14 protein-coding genes are annotated in these 15554 nt (G+C 75.1%); 12 read left to right on the top strand and 2 right to left on the bottom strand.

Annotation, left to right across the window (positions count from 1 at the left end; translation table 11 throughout):
* The first annotated feature begins 16 nt into the window (after nt 1-16).
* From aroC to aroB, 3 genes are read left to right on the top strand one after another with little or no spacing between them, the layout of a single operon-like run.
* A complete protein-coding gene (gene aroC, locus PGB27_RS05250; protein ID WP_274199286.1) occupies nt 17-1213 on the top strand; it encodes a chorismate synthase in 1197 nt (398 codons plus the stop codon).
* The gene (locus PGB27_RS05245; RefSeq protein ID WP_274199285.1) at nt 1210-1737 is read left to right on the top strand and encodes a shikimate kinase; all 528 of its coding nucleotides are present in this window, start codon (nt 1210-1212) and stop codon (nt 1735-1737) included. Before aroC ends, PGB27_RS05245 begins: the two co-directional genes overlap by 4 nt.
* Nucleotides 1724-2812, top strand: a complete 1089-nt coding sequence (gene aroB / locus PGB27_RS05240) for a 3-dehydroquinate synthase (protein WP_274199284.1) — start codon at nt 1724-1726, stop codon at nt 2810-2812. The genes PGB27_RS05245 and aroB overlap by 14 nt, the downstream gene beginning before the upstream one ends.
* A gap of 57 nt (nt 2813-2869) precedes the next feature.
* Here aroB and PGB27_RS05235 read toward each other — a convergent pair whose 3' ends face one another.
* Entirely contained in the window at nt 2870-3943 is a 1074-nt protein-coding gene (locus PGB27_RS05235; protein ID WP_274199283.1) for a hypothetical protein, read from the bottom strand.
* 40 nt (nt 3944-3983) lie between these two features.
* On the opposite strand from PGB27_RS05235, the gene PGB27_RS05230 reads away from it, so the two are divergent.
* Genes PGB27_RS05230 through nusB form a run of 3 tightly spaced genes read left to right on the top strand, consistent with a single transcriptional unit; the run spans nt 3984 to nt 6236 of the window.
* Nucleotides 3984-5126, top strand: coding sequence for a M24 family metallopeptidase (locus PGB27_RS05230; protein WP_274199282.1), 1143 nt, complete (start codon nt 3984-3986; stop codon nt 5124-5126).
* Between the two features lie 14 nt (nt 5127-5140).
* Nucleotides 5141-5704: an elongation factor P gene (efp, locus tag PGB27_RS05225; RefSeq protein WP_274199281.1), complete on the top strand. Its 564-nt coding sequence runs from the start codon at nt 5141-5143 to the stop codon at nt 5702-5704.
* A gap of 1 nt (nt 5705) precedes the next feature.
* Nucleotides 5706-6236, top strand: coding sequence for a transcription antitermination factor NusB (gene nusB / locus PGB27_RS05220; protein WP_274199280.1), 531 nt, complete (start codon nt 5706-5708; stop codon nt 6234-6236).
* A 63-nt stretch (nt 6237-6299) separates the two neighbouring features.
* Here the strand turns inward: nusB and bldD are convergent, their stop codons facing one another.
* Nucleotides 6300-6794 (bottom strand): transcriptional regulator BldD, encoded by a 495-nt coding sequence (gene bldD / locus PGB27_RS05215; RefSeq protein ID WP_274199279.1) that lies wholly within the window; start codon nt 6792-6794, stop codon nt 6300-6302.
* A 316-nt stretch (nt 6795-7110) separates the two neighbouring features.
* On the opposite strand from bldD, the gene pyrR reads away from it, so the two are divergent.
* From pyrR to pyrF, 6 genes are read left to right on the top strand one after another with little or no spacing between them, the layout of a single operon-like run.
* Nucleotides 7111-7695 (top strand): bifunctional pyr operon transcriptional regulator/uracil phosphoribosyltransferase PyrR, encoded by a 585-nt coding sequence (gene pyrR, locus PGB27_RS05210; RefSeq protein WP_274199278.1) that lies wholly within the window; start codon nt 7111-7113, stop codon nt 7693-7695.
* Nucleotides 7696-7718: 23 nt separating this feature from the next.
* Nucleotides 7719-8678 carry an aspartate carbamoyltransferase catalytic subunit gene (locus tag PGB27_RS05205; protein ID WP_274199618.1) on the top strand — a complete coding sequence of 320 codons (960 nt, stop codon included), beginning with the start codon at nt 7719-7721 and terminating at the stop codon, nt 8676-8678.
* Nucleotides 8675-9964 carry a dihydroorotase gene (locus PGB27_RS05200; protein WP_274199277.1) on the top strand — a complete coding sequence of 430 codons (1290 nt, stop codon included), beginning with the start codon at nt 8675-8677 and terminating at the stop codon, nt 9962-9964. The genes PGB27_RS05205 and PGB27_RS05200 overlap by 4 nt, the downstream gene beginning before the upstream one ends.
* Nucleotides 9954-11066, top strand: coding sequence for a glutamine-hydrolyzing carbamoyl-phosphate synthase small subunit (gene carA, locus PGB27_RS05195; protein ID WP_274199276.1), 1113 nt, complete (start codon nt 9954-9956; stop codon nt 11064-11066). Before PGB27_RS05200 ends, carA begins: the two co-directional genes overlap by 11 nt.
* Nucleotides 11066-14467: a carbamoyl-phosphate synthase large subunit gene (gene carB, locus PGB27_RS05190; protein WP_274199275.1), complete on the top strand. Its 3402-nt coding sequence runs from the start codon at nt 11066-11068 to the stop codon at nt 14465-14467. Before carA ends, carB begins: the two co-directional genes overlap by 1 nt.
* Entirely contained in the window at nt 14464-15360 is an 897-nt protein-coding gene (gene pyrF / locus PGB27_RS05185) for an orotidine-5'-phosphate decarboxylase (RefSeq protein WP_274199274.1), read from the top strand. The genes carB and pyrF overlap by 4 nt, the downstream gene beginning before the upstream one ends.
* The last annotated feature ends 194 nt before the right edge of the window (nt 15361-15554 follow it).

Genomic DNA, 15554 nt, shown 5'->3' with positions numbered 1-15554 from the left:
GTGGAACGATGGGCCCGTGTTGCGGTGGTTGACGGCAGGCGAGTCGCACGGGGCGGCGCTCACGGCGGTGCTCGAGGGCATGGTCGCGGGCGTGTCGGTGAGCTCGAAGGAGGTGTCGGCGGAGCTGGCGCGGCGACGCCTGGGCTACGGGCGTGGCGCGCGGATGAGCTTCGAGGCCGACGAGATCGAGCTCTCGGGAGGCCTGCGCCACGGCGTGACGCTCGGCAGCCCGGTGGCGATCCGGATCGCGAACTCCGAATGGCCGAAGTGGGAGACGGTCATGTCGGCCGACCCCGTCGACCCCGCCCTCATCGAAGGCCGCGCCCGCAACGCGCCGCTGACCCGTCCCCGCCCGGGGCACGCCGACCTCGCCGGCATGACGAAGTACGCGTTCGACGAGGCCCGCCCGGTCCTCGAGCGCGCCAGCGCCCGTGAGACCGCGGCCAAGGTCGCGCTCGGCGCGGTCGCGAAGGCGTTCCTCGCCCAGGCGCTGGGGGTGGAGGTGCTCTCGCACGTGGTCAGCCTGGGCACCGCCGACGCGACGCCCGGCGCTATCCCGATGCCCGGCGACGGCGAGCGCATCGACGCCTCCCCGGTGCGCGCGGTCGACGAGGCGTCGACGGCGGCCATGGTGGCCGAGGTCGACGCCGCCAAGGAGGAGGGCGACACCCTCGGTGGCGTGGTCGAGGTCGTCGCCCACGGCCTGCCGGTGGGGCTCGGCTCCTACGTCCAGGCCGACCGGCGCCTCGACGCCCGCCTCGCCGGCGCCCTCATGGGCATCCAGGCGATGAAGGGCGTCGAGATCGGCGACGGCTTCACCACCGCCCGCCGCCGCGGCTCGCAGGCCCACGACGAGATGCACCTCGCCGCGCCCGGCATCAGCCGCGCCTCCAACCGCGCCGGCGGCATCGAGGGCGGCATGACCAACGGCGAGCCGCTGCGCGCCCGGGTGGCCATGAAGCCGATCTCGACGGTGCCCCGCGCGCTGGCGACGGTCGACACCGCCACCGGCGAGGCCACCACCGCCCACCACCAGCGCTCCGACGTCTGCGCGGTGCCCGCGGCCGGAGTGGTCGCCGAGGCCCTGGTCGCCCTCGTGCTCGCCGACGCCGCCCTGGAGAAGTTCGGCGGCGACTCGCTGCGCGAGACCACCCGCAACCTCGCGGCCTACACCGCCGCCATCGACCCGCACCTGCTGCGGAGCGAGCCGTGAGCCCCGTCGCGGTCCTCATCGGCCCGCCGGGCGCCGGGAAGTCGACGGTGGGGGAGCGGCTGGCGGCCCGCCTCGGCGTGCCCTTCACCGACAGCGACGCGATCGTCGAGGCCGAGCAGGGCCGCGCGATCAGCGACATCTTCCTCACCGACGGCGAGCCCGCCTTCCGGGTGATGGAGCGCGAGGCGGTCGCCAGGGCCCTCGCCGAGCACGACGGCGTCCTCGCCCTCGGCGGCGGCGCCCCGATGACCGAGGGCGTGCGCGCCGACCTCGAGGGCCAGCCCGTGGTCTTCCTCGCGGTCGGGCTGGCCGCCGGCGTGCGGCGGGTCGGCCTGTCGACGGCGCGGCCGCTGCTCGCCGGCGTCAACCCGCGCGCGACGTTCTCCGCGCTGCTGCAGGAGCGCCTGCCGGTCTACCGGTCCGTCGCCCGCCACGAGATCGCCACCGACGACCTCGAGCCCGACGCCGTCGTCGACGCCGTGCTCGCCGCCCTGGCCCTGGAGGCCGACCGTGCCCGCGGGTAGCGCCACCGAGCAGCGCATCCACGTCGCCACCGCCGCCCCCTACGACGTGGTGGTCGGCCGCGGGATCACCGGCGCGGTCGCCGAGACCCTCGCCGGCACCACGACGGTCGTCGTCTGCCACCAGCCCGCGGTCGCGGGGATCGCGGGCGCGGTCCGCGAGGCCCTCGAGGCGCAGGGCACCCGTGTGCACCTGCTCGCGCTGCCCGAGAGCGAGGACGGCAAGGACCTCGCCACCGCCGGGCGCTGCTGGGAGGAGCTCGGGCGCCTCGGCGTGACCCGCTCCGACGCGCTCGTGGCCGTCGGCGGGGGAGCGGCGACCGACCTCGTCGGCTTCGTCGCCGCCTGCTGGATGCGCGGCGTGCGCGTGGTCCACGTGCCGACGACGCTGCTGGCCATGGTCGACGCCGCGGTCGGCGGCAAGACCGGCATCAACACCGGCGCCGGCAAGAACCTGGTCGGCGCGTTCCACGAGCCCGCCGCCGTGGTCGCCGACCTCGACAGCCTCACCACCGTCAGCCGCGCCGAGCTCGCCGCCGGCATGGCCGAAGTGATCAAGACGGGGTTCATCGCCGACCCCGCGATCCTCGACCTCGTCGAGGCCGACCCCGCCGCCGCCCTCGACCCGGCGGGCGACGCGCTCGGCGAGCTCGTCGTGCGCTCGATCAAGGTCAAGGCCGACGTCGTGGCCGCCGACCTGCGGGAATCGCACCTGCGGGAGATCCTCAACTACGGGCACACGCTGGGCCACGCCGTCGAGCGTCGCGAGCGCTACCGGTGGCGCCACGGCGAGGCGGTGTCGGTGGGCCTGGTGTTCGCCGCCGAGCTGGCCCGTCGAGCCGGGCGCCTCGACGACGCCACGGCCGACCGGCACGCCGCCACCCTGCGGGCCGTGGAGCTCCCGACGACCTACCCGGCGGAGGCGTTCGACGAGCTCGTCGACACCATGCGCCTGGACAAGAAGTCGCGCGGCGCGATGCTGCGCTTCGTCGTGCTCGACGGGCTCGCGAACCCCGGCCGGCTCGAGGGCCCCGACCCGGCGGACCTCGCCGCCGCCTACGCCGCGCTGGCGAGCTGACGGCGCGGAGACGGCGCGGAGGCGACGGCGGAGACGGGCCGAGGGCCGGTCGGTGGCTCAGCCCTTCGGCCGGCGCAGCCCGAACTTGCGGCGCGGGCCCCGCTCGGGCTCGGCCGGCTCGTCGCCGTGCCGGCCCTCGCCGCCCTGACCGCCGTGCCCCTCGAGGTCCGCAGCGTTGACCGCCGGCTGGCTGCCGGTGGGGTCGAGCGGGCCACCCGGGCGCGGGAAGCCGGGCAGCACCGCGACCACCGGCGGCTCCAGCGACTCGGGCACGTCGGCGGTCGTGCCCGCCGAGCCCGACGATGACACCGCGCCCGCCGCCTCGCTCCCGAACGGCGAGGACACGTCCTCGCCGGCCGGGCGGACCGTCGACACCCGGCGCTGGCCGGCCAGCCGCGGCGCCTCGGGCATCCGCTCGCGCTCGGTGATCTCGGGACCCGCGAGGCCGGGCCCCACGGCCCCAGGACCCGCACCCCCGGGCTCCGCGACCTCGGCACCCGCGGGGACCCGCTCCGGCGAGCGCCGCCGCGGCGTGCGCACGCCCGCGACCGCCGGCTCAGCCGTGCGCGCCGCGGCCGGCACGACGCCCACCCGGGCCGCGGCGCGCGCGGCGGAGGGGGCGCGGGGGTCGGGCATGACGTCGGCGCGGTCGAGCGCGGCCTGGCGCGCGACGGCGTCGTCGTCGGCGTCGAGCATCGGGTCGTCGGTGCCTTCGCCGTGGCGGCGCATCGACAGCCAGCCCAGGCGGGACCCGACGAACACCGCGGCGAGGATCAGCAGCGCGGTGAACGACGCCCGTCCGACGAGCGCGGACTGGAGGTCGGCGACGCCGGTCTCGTCGACGAACAGCGCGAGCAGGATCCAGCTCAGCAGCCCCGCGGCCGGTGCCGTGGCCAGCGCGGCGAAGAACCAGGTCCACTCCGGCGGGCGCCGGTCGAGCACGATCTCGCCGCCCACCCAGCCGATCACGATGGCCGCGACGGCCAGGAGCAGCAGGACGCTCCAGAGCCGCAGCATGTCGGGTGACCAGGACCGCAGGGCCACGAACGCCGCCTGCGCGACGCCGAGGACGGGGGTCAGCACGAGCGCGCGCAGAGCCCAGGGACGCAACCGGACCGAGGCGGGGAGCACACGGACACCGTACGACCCGCCCTCTTCTACGCTGACGGGTGTGGAGCCCACGCGTCCGGAGCGCGCACCCGGCGGGCACGCGCGACGCCGTGACGCGCTGCGCCGGCTCCTGCGCGAGGGCGGCCTGGACGCGCTGCTCGTCACGGATCTGGTCAACGTCCGCTACCTGACCGGGTTCACCGGGTCGAACGCGGCGCTGCTCGTCCACGCCGACGACGAGGCCGACCGCGGCGAGGACCGCACCGTGCTCGCCACCGACGGCCGCTACACCACCCAGGCGGCCGCCCAGACCCCCGACCTCGCGGTCCTCGTCGAGCGGGCGTGCGCCCCGGCCCTGCTCCGCGACCGGGAGGGCCGCGACCACGAGGGCATCGTCGGCTTCGACAGCGCCCACGTCACCGTCGACGGCCACGCCGACCTGCTCACGGCGCTGGAGCACGGCGAGCTGCGGCGCGCGCCCGGCCTCGTCGAGACCCTGCGGGCGGTCAAGGAGGCCGGCGAGGTCGACGCGCTGCGCCAGGCGTGCGCGGCCGCGGACGTCGCGCTGGCCGGGATGATCGCCGCCGGCGGGCTGGTCCCCGGGCGCACCGAGCGCGAGGTGGCCCGCGACCTCGAGGAGCGCATGCGCGAGGCGGGCGCCGAGGGGCCGTCGTTCGACACGATCGTCGCGGCCGGCGCCCACGCCGCGATCCCGCACCACCGGCCCACCGACGCACCGCTCGCCGATGGCGACCTGCTCACCATGGACTTCGGCGCGCTCGTCGACGGCTACCACTCCGACATGACCCGCACGGTCCTCATCGGTACCCCCGCGGACTGGCAGCGCGACCTCCACGACCTCGTCGCCGAGGCCGCCGCGGCCGGGCGCGCGGCCCTGGCCCCGGGCGTGGCGACACGGGACGTCGACGCCGCGGCGCGCGACGTCATCACCGCGGCGGGGTTCGGCGAGCAGTTCGTGCACGGCCTCGGCCACGGCGTCGGGCTCGTCATCCACGAGGCTCCGGCGGTGTCCGCGACCGCGACCGCTACCCTGGAGGCAGGGATGACGGTGACCGTCGAGCCGGGGGTGTACCTGGCCGGACGCGGCGGGGTCCGGATCGAGGACACGCTGGTCGTCACCGACGACGGTGCCGCGCCCCTCACGCAGAGCCCCCGGGATCTCGAGTTCCGGGACGACCCGTAGGAGAGAGCGCTCCCGTGGCGACGACGAACGACCTGAAGAACGGCATGGTGCTGCGGATCGACGGCAACCTGTGGTCCGTCACCGAGTTCCAGCACGTCAAGCCGGGCAAGGGCGGCGCCTTCGTCCGCACGACGCTGAAGAACGTCATGACCGGCAAGGTCGTCGACAAGACCTTCAACGCGGGCACGAAGGTCGAGACCGCCAACGTCGACCGGCGCGACATGACCTACCTGTACCGCGACGGCGACGACTTCATCTTCATGGACGCCGCCGACTACGAGCAGGTGCCGGTGCCGGCGGGCACGGTGGGCGACCAGTCGCGCTTCCTCCTGGAGAACCAGGAGGTCCAGGTGTCGTTCAACGACGGCGTGCCGCTCTACATCGAGCTCCCGGCCTCGGTCGAGCTCGAGATCACCCACACCGACCCGGGCGTGCAGGGCGACCGCTCCACCGGCGGCACCAAGCCGGCCACCGTCTCGACGGGCGCCGAGATCCAGGTCCCGCTGTTCCTCGAGACCGGCACCAAGGTCAAGGTCGACACCCGCGACGGGCGCTACCTGGGCCGCGTGAGCAGCTGACGTGACGTCACCCGCGACCCCCCGCAAGGGGTCACGCTCCAAGGCCCGCAAGCGGGCCCTCGACATCCTCTTCGAGTCCGAGGCGCGGGGCGAGGACGCGCAGGAGGTCCTCGCCCGGCGCATCGCGGGCGCCGACGCGCCGCCGGTCTCGGACTTCGCGGCCTCGCTCGTCGAGGGCGTCGTCGCGCACCGCGACGAGATCGACGAGGTCATCTCGTCCTACTCGCGCGGGTGGACGATGGAGCGCATGCCGGCGGTCGACCGGATGATCCTGCGGATCGGGGTGTACGAGATCCGCTGGTCGGAGGACGTGCCCGACCCGGTCGCCATCGACGAGGCCATCGACCTCGCGCGGGAGCTGTCCACCGACGACTCGCCGCGGTTCGTCAACGGGGTGCTCGCGGGGGTGTCCTCGGGGCGTCCGGGCACGGTCGCGCCGCCGAGCCCCGACCGTGTCGAGGTCCCGGCGGGCGTCGAGCTGGCGCCGGCGGACGAGCAGGCGCCCGCCGACGACGGGCCGCGCGAGGGGTGACCCGCGCGCGAACGGGGAGTTCGCGCGCGTAGAAGCAGCGAACCGCCCGTTCGCTGCGTCAGGTCACTCGTCGATCGCCCGCGCCACCCGCGCCTCGGGCGGCAGGACGCCCCAGTCGACGAGCTGGTCGGACAGCTCGCCCGGGCTCATGTCGTAGATGATCGCGAGCGAGCGCAGGTCCTCGTTGCGGATCGAGAGGACCTTGCCGTTGTAGTCGCCGCGCTGGCTCTGGATCGCCGCCGCGTAGCGGGCGAGCGGCCCGGCCTTCTCGGCGGGCAGCTGCTGCAGCCGCTCGAGGTTGATGACGATCTTGGCGGCGGGCTCCGACCCGGAGGGCACGCGACCCTCGGGCAGCAGCTCGGCCACGGGGACGCCGTAGAAGTCGGCGAGCTCGGCGAGCTTCTGGACGGTCACCGCGCGGTCGCCGCGCTCGTAGGACCCGACCACGACGGCCTTCCACCGGCCGCCCGACTTCTGCTCGACGCCGTGCAGGGACAGCCCCTGCTGCTGGCGGATGCCCCGGAGCTTCGACCCCAGCGCCTTCGCGTAGTCACCCATCTGGCGGACACCCCGTCCTCTCGCGTCGCTCGGCTCGCCCCGCCCGTGCACCCAGCGAAGTCGATACGGAGAGTGATGATGCGCCCCGGGTCGTCACATGGTCAAGCCGGGGATCGGACGGATCGTCGCCGGTGTGGCTCGCTGCACTCGTCCGAGCACGGACCACGGCGCGTAGTGCCCCGGTCCGAGCAGGGCGACGACGACGGTCACACCGGCACCGACCGGACCGGCGCGTCGTCGCTGATAGTGTCGGAGCGAGTCCTGACCGACATCCTTTAAGAGCCGTCCGGCGAGGCGGAGAAGGAGGGTCCCCCGCGTGCCGTCACGGCGCCGGGGCGCACCCGGGTCGGGTGGCGCGAGTGCCGAGGGTGAGCGCGAGCTCCTCTCGGCGGCGGATCTCGCGCGCACCGTGGCCCGGGTCGCCCACGAGATCATCGAGCGCACCGCCCCCGACGGCGGTACCGCTCCCGTCGTCCTGCTGGGCCTGCCGACCCGCGGCACCTACCTCGCGCGCCGGCTCGCCGAGCGCATCGGCGAGATCACGGGTGCCGTCGTGCCGACCGGCACCCTCGACCCCACGCTCTACCGCGACGACCTGCGGCTGCGGCCCACCCGCGCCCTCGCGGAGACCGAACTGCCCCCGGGAGGCATCGACGACGCGGTGGTCGTGCTCGTCGACGACGTCCTCTTCTCCGGCCGCACCGTCCGCGCGGCGCTCGACGCCCTGCGCGACCACGGCCGCCCCCGCGCGGTCCAGCTCGCGGTCCTCGTCGACCGCGGGCACCGCGAGCTGCCGATCCGGGCGGACTACGTCGGCAAGAACGTGCCGACCAACCGTTCCGAGGACGTGGCCGTCCGCCTGGTCGAGGTCGACGGGGAGGACGGGGTGAGCCTGCGGTGACCGGGACGGACACGAGCATCGGCCTGCGCCACCTGCTCTCCACCGAGGGGCTGCGCCGCGAGCAGGCCGAGGCGCTGCTCGACACGGCCGCGGGGATGGAGCAGGCGCTGACCGGCCGCGCGGTGCGCAAGCTGCCGACGCTGCGGGGGCGCACGGTCGTCACGCTCTTCTACGAGAACTCCACCCGGACCCGCGTGTCGTTCGAGGTCGCGGGCAAGTGGATGAGCGCCGACACGATCAACGTCAGCGCCTCCGCCAGCTCCGTCAGCAAGGGCGAGTCCCTGCGCGACACCGCGGCGACGCTCGGGGCCGTGGGCGCCGACTGCCTGGTCGTGCGCCACCCCGCCTCCGGCGCCCCGCACCGCATCGCGGCCTGGCTCGACCGGGTGGGGCACTCCCACCTCGGGCGGGACGGGCACGTGGCTGTCGTCAACGCCGGCGACGGCACCCACGAGCACCCGACGCAGGCGCTCCTCGACGCCGCGACCCTGCGCCGGCGGCTGGGGCGGGTCGAGGGCGCGCACGTCGCGGTCGTCGGCGACGTCCTGCACAGCCGCGTCGCGCGCTCCAACGCCCACCTGCTGGCGACGCTGGGCGCCCGGGTGACGCTGGTGTCGCCGCCCACCCTGCTGCCGGTCGGGGTCGAGACCTGGCCGGTCACGGTGTCTCACGACCTCGACGCGACCCTGGCCCAGGGCCCGGACGCCGTGATGATGCTGCGCGTGCAGGCCGAGCGCATGCACGGCGCCTTCTTCCCCTCGGCGCGCGAGTACGCGGTGCGCTTCGGGCTCTCGCAGCAGCGCGCCGACCACCTGCCCGACCACGCCGTCGTCCTGCACCCGGGCCCGGCCGTGCGGGGCATGGAGATCGCCAGCTCGGTCGCCGACTCGGACCGGGCCGCCATCGCCGAGCAGGTCACCGCCGGGGTCCACGTGCGGATGGCCGTGCTGTACCACCTGCTCGCGGGGGAGGACGTGGCATGACGACCACGAAGATCACGGGTGTCCGCCCCTACGGCGAGGACGCGGCCGACCTCTACGTCCGCGACGGCCGGTTCGTCGACCCGGTGGACGACCCCGACGAGACCCTCGACGCCGGCGGGCTGATCGCCCTGCCCGGGCTGGTCGACCTGCACACGCACCTGCGCGAGCCCGGCGGCGAGGAGGCCGAGACCGTCGAGACCGGGTCGGCCGCGGCCGCACTGGGCGGCTACACCGCGGTGTTCGCGATGCCCAACACCGATCCGGTGGCCGACTCCCCGGTCGTCGTCGAGCACGTGTGGCGGCGCGGGCGGGAGGTCGGGCTGGTCGACGTCCACCCGGTCGGCGCGGTCACCGTCGGCCTCGAGGGCTCGAGGCTCGCCGAGATGGGGATGATGGCGGCCTCGCCGGCCGGAGTCCGGATGTTCTCCGACGACGGGCGCTGCGTGAACGACCCGCTGGTGATGCGCCGGGCGCTCGAGTACGCCCGCGCGCTCGACGCCGTCGTCGCCCAGCACGCCGAGGACCACCGGCTGACGGTCGGCGCCCAGGCCCACGAGGGGCCGGTCGCGGCGCGCCTCGGGCTGGCCGGGTGGGACCCGGCGGCCGAGGAGTCGATCGTCGCCCGCGACGTCATGCTCGCCGCGACGGCGGGCGCGCGCCTGCACGTCTGCCACCTCTCGACGGCCCGCTCGGCGGAGGTGCTGCGGTGGGCCCGCGAGCGGTACGACGTGCGCGTCTCGGCCGAGGTCACGCCCCACCACCTGCTGCTCACCGACACCGCGGTGCAGGAGTACGACCCGGTGCACAAGGTCAACCCGCCGCTGCGGCCGGCGGCGGACACCGAGGCGCTGCGGCGGGCGCTCGCCGACGGGACGGTCGACTGCGTCGCCACCGACCACGCGCCGCACGCGGTGGAGGCCAAGGACTGCGAGTGGTCCGCGGCACGGCCCGGCATGCTCGGGCTGCAGACCGCGTTGCCGGTGGTGGTGACGACGATGGTCGCCACCGGCCTGCTCGACTGGCGCGGCGTGGCCCGCGTGTGCAGCGAGACGCCGGCGCGCATCGCCGGGCTGACCGACCAGGGGCGTCCGCTGACGCCGGGGGAGCCCGCGAACCTGGTGCTCGTCGACCCCGACGCCACGTGGACCGTGCGGGGCGCGGAGCTCGCGAGCCGGGCGGAGAACACCCCGTACGAGGGGATGGAGATGCCGGTGTCCGTGGTGCACACCATGCTGCGGGGCCGGTGGACGGTGCGGGACGGGAAGGTAGTGGCAAGTGAGCGATGAAGCCGTGCTGGTCCTCGAGGACGGCAGCGTCCACCGCGGCGAGGCCTTCGGCGCCCGCGGGCGGACGCTGGGCGAGGCGGTGTTCGCCACCGGGATGACCGGCTACCAGGAGACGCTGACCGACCCCAGCTACCACCGGCAGATCGTCGTGGCCACGGCGCCGCACATCGGCAACACCGGGTGGAACGACGAGGACGACGAGTCCGTCCGCATCCAGGTCGCGGGCTACGTCGTGCGCGACCCGGCCCGGCGCCCGTCGAACTGGCGCTCGCAGCGCGACCTGGCCGAGGAGCTCTCCCGCCAGGGCGTGGTCGGGCTCGCCGGCGTCGACACCCGCGCGATCACGCGGCGCCTGCGCGAGGCCGGCTCGATGCGCGCCGGCATCTTCTCCGGCGACGCGCTGGCCGACGCGACGACGATGCGCGCCGCGGTGCTCGACAGCCCGGCGATGACGGGCGCGGACCTCGCCGGCGCGGTGACGACGGGCGAGGCCTACACGGTCCCGGCCGTCGGCGAGACCCGCTTCCGCGTGGCGGCGCTGGACCTCGGCATCAAGGCGAACACGCCGCGCATGCTCGCCGAGCGCGGTATCGAGACCCGCGTGCTGCCCTCGACGGCGACGATCGACGAGCTCCTCGACGGGGCGCCGGACGGGGTGTTCCTCTCCAACGGCCCGGGCGACCCGGCGACGGCGGTGCACGCCGTCGACCTCACCGCGGAGGTCCTGCGCCGCGAGGTGCCGCTGTTCGGCATCTGCTTCGGCAACCAGATCCTCTCCCGCGCCCTCGGGCTCGGGACGTACAAGATGCGCTACGGCCACCGGGGGATCAACATCCCGGTCGTCGACCACACCACCGGCACGGTGGCGATCACGAGCCAGAACCACGGCTTCGCGGTCGCCGGGGAGCCGGGCGCGCGGGTCGCCTCGCCCGCCGGCACGGTGCACCTGAGCCACTCGTGCCCGAACGACGGCACCGTCGAGGGCGTGACCTGCGAGGACGTGCCCGCGTTCAGCGTGCAGTACCACCCGGAGGCGGCGGCCGGTCCGCACGACGCCGCGGGCCTCTTCGACCGGTTCGCGGACCTGATGGGGAAGAACTGATGCCGCGCCGCGACGACATCCACCACGTCCTGGTCATCGGCTCCGGGCCGATCGTCATCGGGCAGGCCGCCGAGTTCGACTACTCGGGCACCCAGGCGTGCCGCGTGCTGCGGGAGGAGGGCCTGCGCGTCTCGCTGGTCAACTCCAACCCCGCGACGATCATGACCGACCCGGAGATCGCCGACGCCACCTACGTCGAGCCGATCACCGTCGAGCACGTCACCAAGGTCATCGAGGCCGAGCGGGAGGGTGGGACGCCGGTCACCGCGCTGCTCGCCACGCTCGGCGGCCAGACCGCGCTGAACACCGCGATCGCCCTGCACGACGCGGGCGTGCTCGAGCGCTACGGCGTCGAGCTGATCGGCGCGGACATCGACGCGATCCAGCGCGGCGAGGACCGGCTGAAGTTCAAGGAGATCGTCCGCTCGATCGGCGGCGACGTCCCGCGCAGCGAGGTCTGCCACTCGATGGACGAGGTGCGCGCGACCGTCGCCGAGGTCGGGCTGCCCGTCGTCATCCGGCCCAGCTTCACCATGGGCGGGCTCGGCTCCGGCCTCGCGTACACCCACGACGAGCTCGAGCGCCTCGCGGGCACGGGCCTCGCGGCGAGCCCGGTGCACGAGGTGCTCATCGAGGAGTCGGTGCTCGGCTGGAAGGAGTTCGAGCTCGAGCTCATGCGCGACGGCAAGGACAACGTCGTCGTCGTGTGCTCGATCGAGAACGTCGACCCGATGGGCGTGCACACCGGCGACTCGGTGACCGTCGCGCCGGCGATGACGCTGACCGACCGCGAGTACCAGGTCATGCGCGACACCGGCATCGCCGTGCTGCGCGAGGTGGGCGTCGAGACCGGCGGCTGCAACATCCAGTTCGCGATCCACCCGACCACCGGGCGCCTCGTCGTCATCGAGATGAACCCGCGCGTCTCCCGCTCGTCGGCGCTGGCCTCGAAGGCCACCGGCTTCCCGATCGCGAAGATCGCGGCGCGGCTGGCCGTCGGCTACACCCTCGACGAGATCACCAACGACATCACCGGCGAGACCCCGGCGAGCTTCGAGCCGACGCTCGACTACGTCGTGGTCAAGGTGCCGCGGTTCGCGTTCGAGAAGTTCCCGGGCGCCGACCCGACATTGACGACGACGATGAAGTCGGTCGGCGAGGCGATGGCGCTGGGCCGCAGCTTCCCCGAGGCGCTGAACAAGGCGCTGCGCTCGGCGGAGACGAAGTCGCTGGGGTTCTGGACGCAGCCCGATCCCGACGAGACGGCCGAGGAGGCGCTGCACCAGGCGTCGCTGCCGCGCGACGGGCGGCTCTACGCCGTCGAGCGCGCGCTGCGCCTCGGGGCGAGCGTCGGGCAGGTCAGCGAGGCCTCCGGGATCGACGCGTGGTTCGTCGAGCAGATCGAGGGCCTGGTGGTGCTGCGCGGGGAGCTCGCCGACGCGCCGGTGCTCGACGAGGTGCTGCTGCGGCGGGCCAAGCGCTCCGGGCTCTCCGACGCCCAGATCGCCGCGGTGCGCCCCGAGCTCGCCGGTGAGCAGGGCGTGCGGGCGCTGCGCCGGCGCCTGGGGGTGCGGCCGGTCTACAAGACCGTCGACACCTGCGCCGCCGAGTTCGCCGCCCGGACGCCGTACCACTACTCGGCCTACGAGTCCGACCCCGCGGCCGAGACCGAGGTCGAGCCGCAGACCGAGCGCCCCAAGGTGATCATCCTGGGCTCGGGCCCGAACCGGATCGGGCAGGGCATCGAGTTCGACTACTCGTGCGTGCACGCCGCGTTCAGCCTGCGCGCGGCCGGGTTCGAGACCGTCATGCTCAACTGCAACCCCGAGACGGTCTCCACCGACTACGACACCTCCGACCGGCTGTACTTCGAGCCGCTGACCGAGGAGGACGTGCTCGAGGTCGTCCACGCGGAGCAGGGGAGCGGTCGCGGGGGGCCGGGGCTGGTCGGCGTGGTCGTGCAGCTCGGCGGGCAGACGCCGCTGAAGCTCGCGGCCGGGCTCGAGGCGGCCGGGGTGCCGGTCGTCGGGACGCCGCCGGCCGCGATCGACCTCGCCGAGTCCCGCGGCGCGTTCGGGCGCGTGCTCGCCGACGCCGACCTGCCGGCCCCGCCGTACGGCACCGCGACCAGCTTCGAGGGCGCCCGCGAGATCGCGGCGTCGATCGGCTACCCGGTGCTGGTGCGCCCGTCGTACGTGCTCGGCGGGCGTGGCATGGAGATCGTCTACGACGACGAGACCCTGCGCGACTACATCGCCCGCGCCACCGAGGTCACGCCCGACCACCCGGTGCTCGTCGACCGCTTCCTCGACGACGCCATCGAGATCGACGTCGACGCGCTCTGTGACGACGAGGGCGAGGTCTACCTCGGCGGCGTCATGGAGCACATCGAGGAGGCCGGGGTGCACTCCGGCGACTCCTCGTGCGCGCTGCCGCCGATCACGCTCGGTGTGGCGGAGCTCGCGACCGTCCGCGAGTCGACGGTCGCCCTGGCCCGCCGGCTCGGGGTGCGGGGCCTGATGAACGTCCAGTACGCGCTCAAGGACGACGTGCTGTTCGTGCTCGAGGCCAACCCGCGGGCGTCGCGCACCGTCCCGTTCGTCTCCAAGGCCACCGGTGTGCCGCTGGCCGGCGCCGCGTCGCGGGTGATGCTCGGGGCGACGATCGCGCAGCTGCGGGCCGAGGGCGTCCTGCCCGCGGCCGGCGACGGCGCGGACCTGCCGCGCGAGCACCCCGTCGCGGTCAAGGAGGCGGTGCTGCCGTTCCACCGGTTCCGCCGCCCCGACGGCCGCGGGGTCGACTCGCTGCTCGGTCCGGAGATGAAGTCGACCGGCGAGGTCATGGGCATCGACCGCGCCTTCTCCACCGCCTTCGCGAAGGCGCAGGCCGCCGCGGCGGGGCCGCTGCCGACGCAGGGCAAGGTGTTCGTCTCGGTGGCCAACCGCGACAAGCGCTCGCTGATCTTCCCGGTCAAGCGCCTCGCCGACCTGGGCTTCGCGATCCTCGCGACGGCCGGCACCGCGAGCGTGCTCGAGCGCAACGGCATCCCGTGCGAGGTGGTGCGCAAGCACTTCGAGGGCGCCGACAACATCGTCGACCGCATCGCGGCCGGCGAGGTCGACCTCGTCGTCAACACGCCGGTCGGGCACGCCGGCCCGCGCGTCGACGGCTACGAGATCCGGGCGGCCTGCCTGGACGTCGGCGTCCCGTGCGTCACGACCGTGCAGGGCGCCGCGGCGGCCGTGCAGGCCGTCGAGGCGGCGATGCGGGGCGAGGTCGCGGTGACGCCGCTGCAGACCTTCCACGCGCGCCTGGCGGCGGCGCGGCAGGGGGCGGCGCACACCGACGGCGTCGGTGCCGCGCGCGTCGAGCCGGCCCCGGTGGCGGTGGGCGGCTCGTGACCCCGTTCCGCACGCGGCTGCGCGAGGCGGTCGCCGCCCACGGGCCCCTGTGCGTCGGGATCGACCCGCACCCGGGCCTGCTGGCGGCGTGGGGCCTCGACGCCGACGCGGCCGGGGTGGAGCGCTTCGCGCGCGGGGCGGTCGAGGCGCTCGCGGGGCACGTGGCACTGCTCAAGCCGCAGGTCGCGCTGTTCGAGGTGTTCGGCGGCGCCGGCATGCTCGCCCTCGAGCGGGTGCTCGCCGACGCCCGCGACGCCGGGGTGCTCACCGTCGCCGACGCCAAGCGCGGCGACATCGGCTCGACGATGGCGGGCTACGCGCGGGCCTGGCTCGCCGACGGCGCCCCGCTCGCGGCCGACGCGGTGACGCTCTCGCCGTACCTGGGCGTGGGCGCGCTGGCGCCGGCGCTGGACCTCGCCGTCGCCACCGGCCGTGGCGTGTTCGTGCTCGCCCGGACCTCGAACCCGGAGGCGTCCGGGGTGCAGTCGGCGCAGGCGTGGGTGGGTGGCCCGGGAGGTTCCCCGCGCCGGATGCGCGAGGTGGCCCAGTCCGTCGTCGACGCGCTGGCCGACCACAACGCCGCGCACCGCGACGGTCCGGGCGACGGCGCCGCGGGCGTCGTCGTCGGGCTCACCCGCGGCACGACCGGGCGCGACCACGGGCTGGACCTGTCCGCCCTCGGCGGGCCGGTGCTCGTGCCCGGGCTCGGCGCGCAGGGCGGCACGCCGGACGACGTGGCGGCGGTGTTCGGCGGGGCGGACGCGCCGGACGGACCGGGCGGGGTCGGGGGACCGGTGGTGCCGGTGAGCGCCCGGGAGGTCCTCACCGCGGGCCCCGACCACCGAGCGCTGAGAGCTGCGGTCGGCGCGCTGAACGGGACGCTCACGGGGTAGTCAGGTCCGGTGGGTGCCGATGGTCGGAGATCACGCTCCGGTGGGCGCGACCGGCGTCCGACCTGCGGACACTCCCGCCCCACGGACTGTCGGTGTCGGCCTCGCGCGGTACGTTCGCCAGCACCCGTCAAGCCATTCGCCATCACGGGGCCGCCCCTGCGGGGAGCCGGACCCGTCGTCACGACCCCCGGAGG

Source organism: Actinomycetospora lemnae, assembly GCF_028737315.1.
Classification (GTDB): domain Bacteria; phylum Actinomycetota; class Actinomycetes; order Mycobacteriales; family Pseudonocardiaceae; genus Actinomycetospora; species Actinomycetospora lemnae.
Note: the sequence above shows the minus strand (reverse complement) of the source record. Positions and strands in the feature narration are given on the sequence as shown.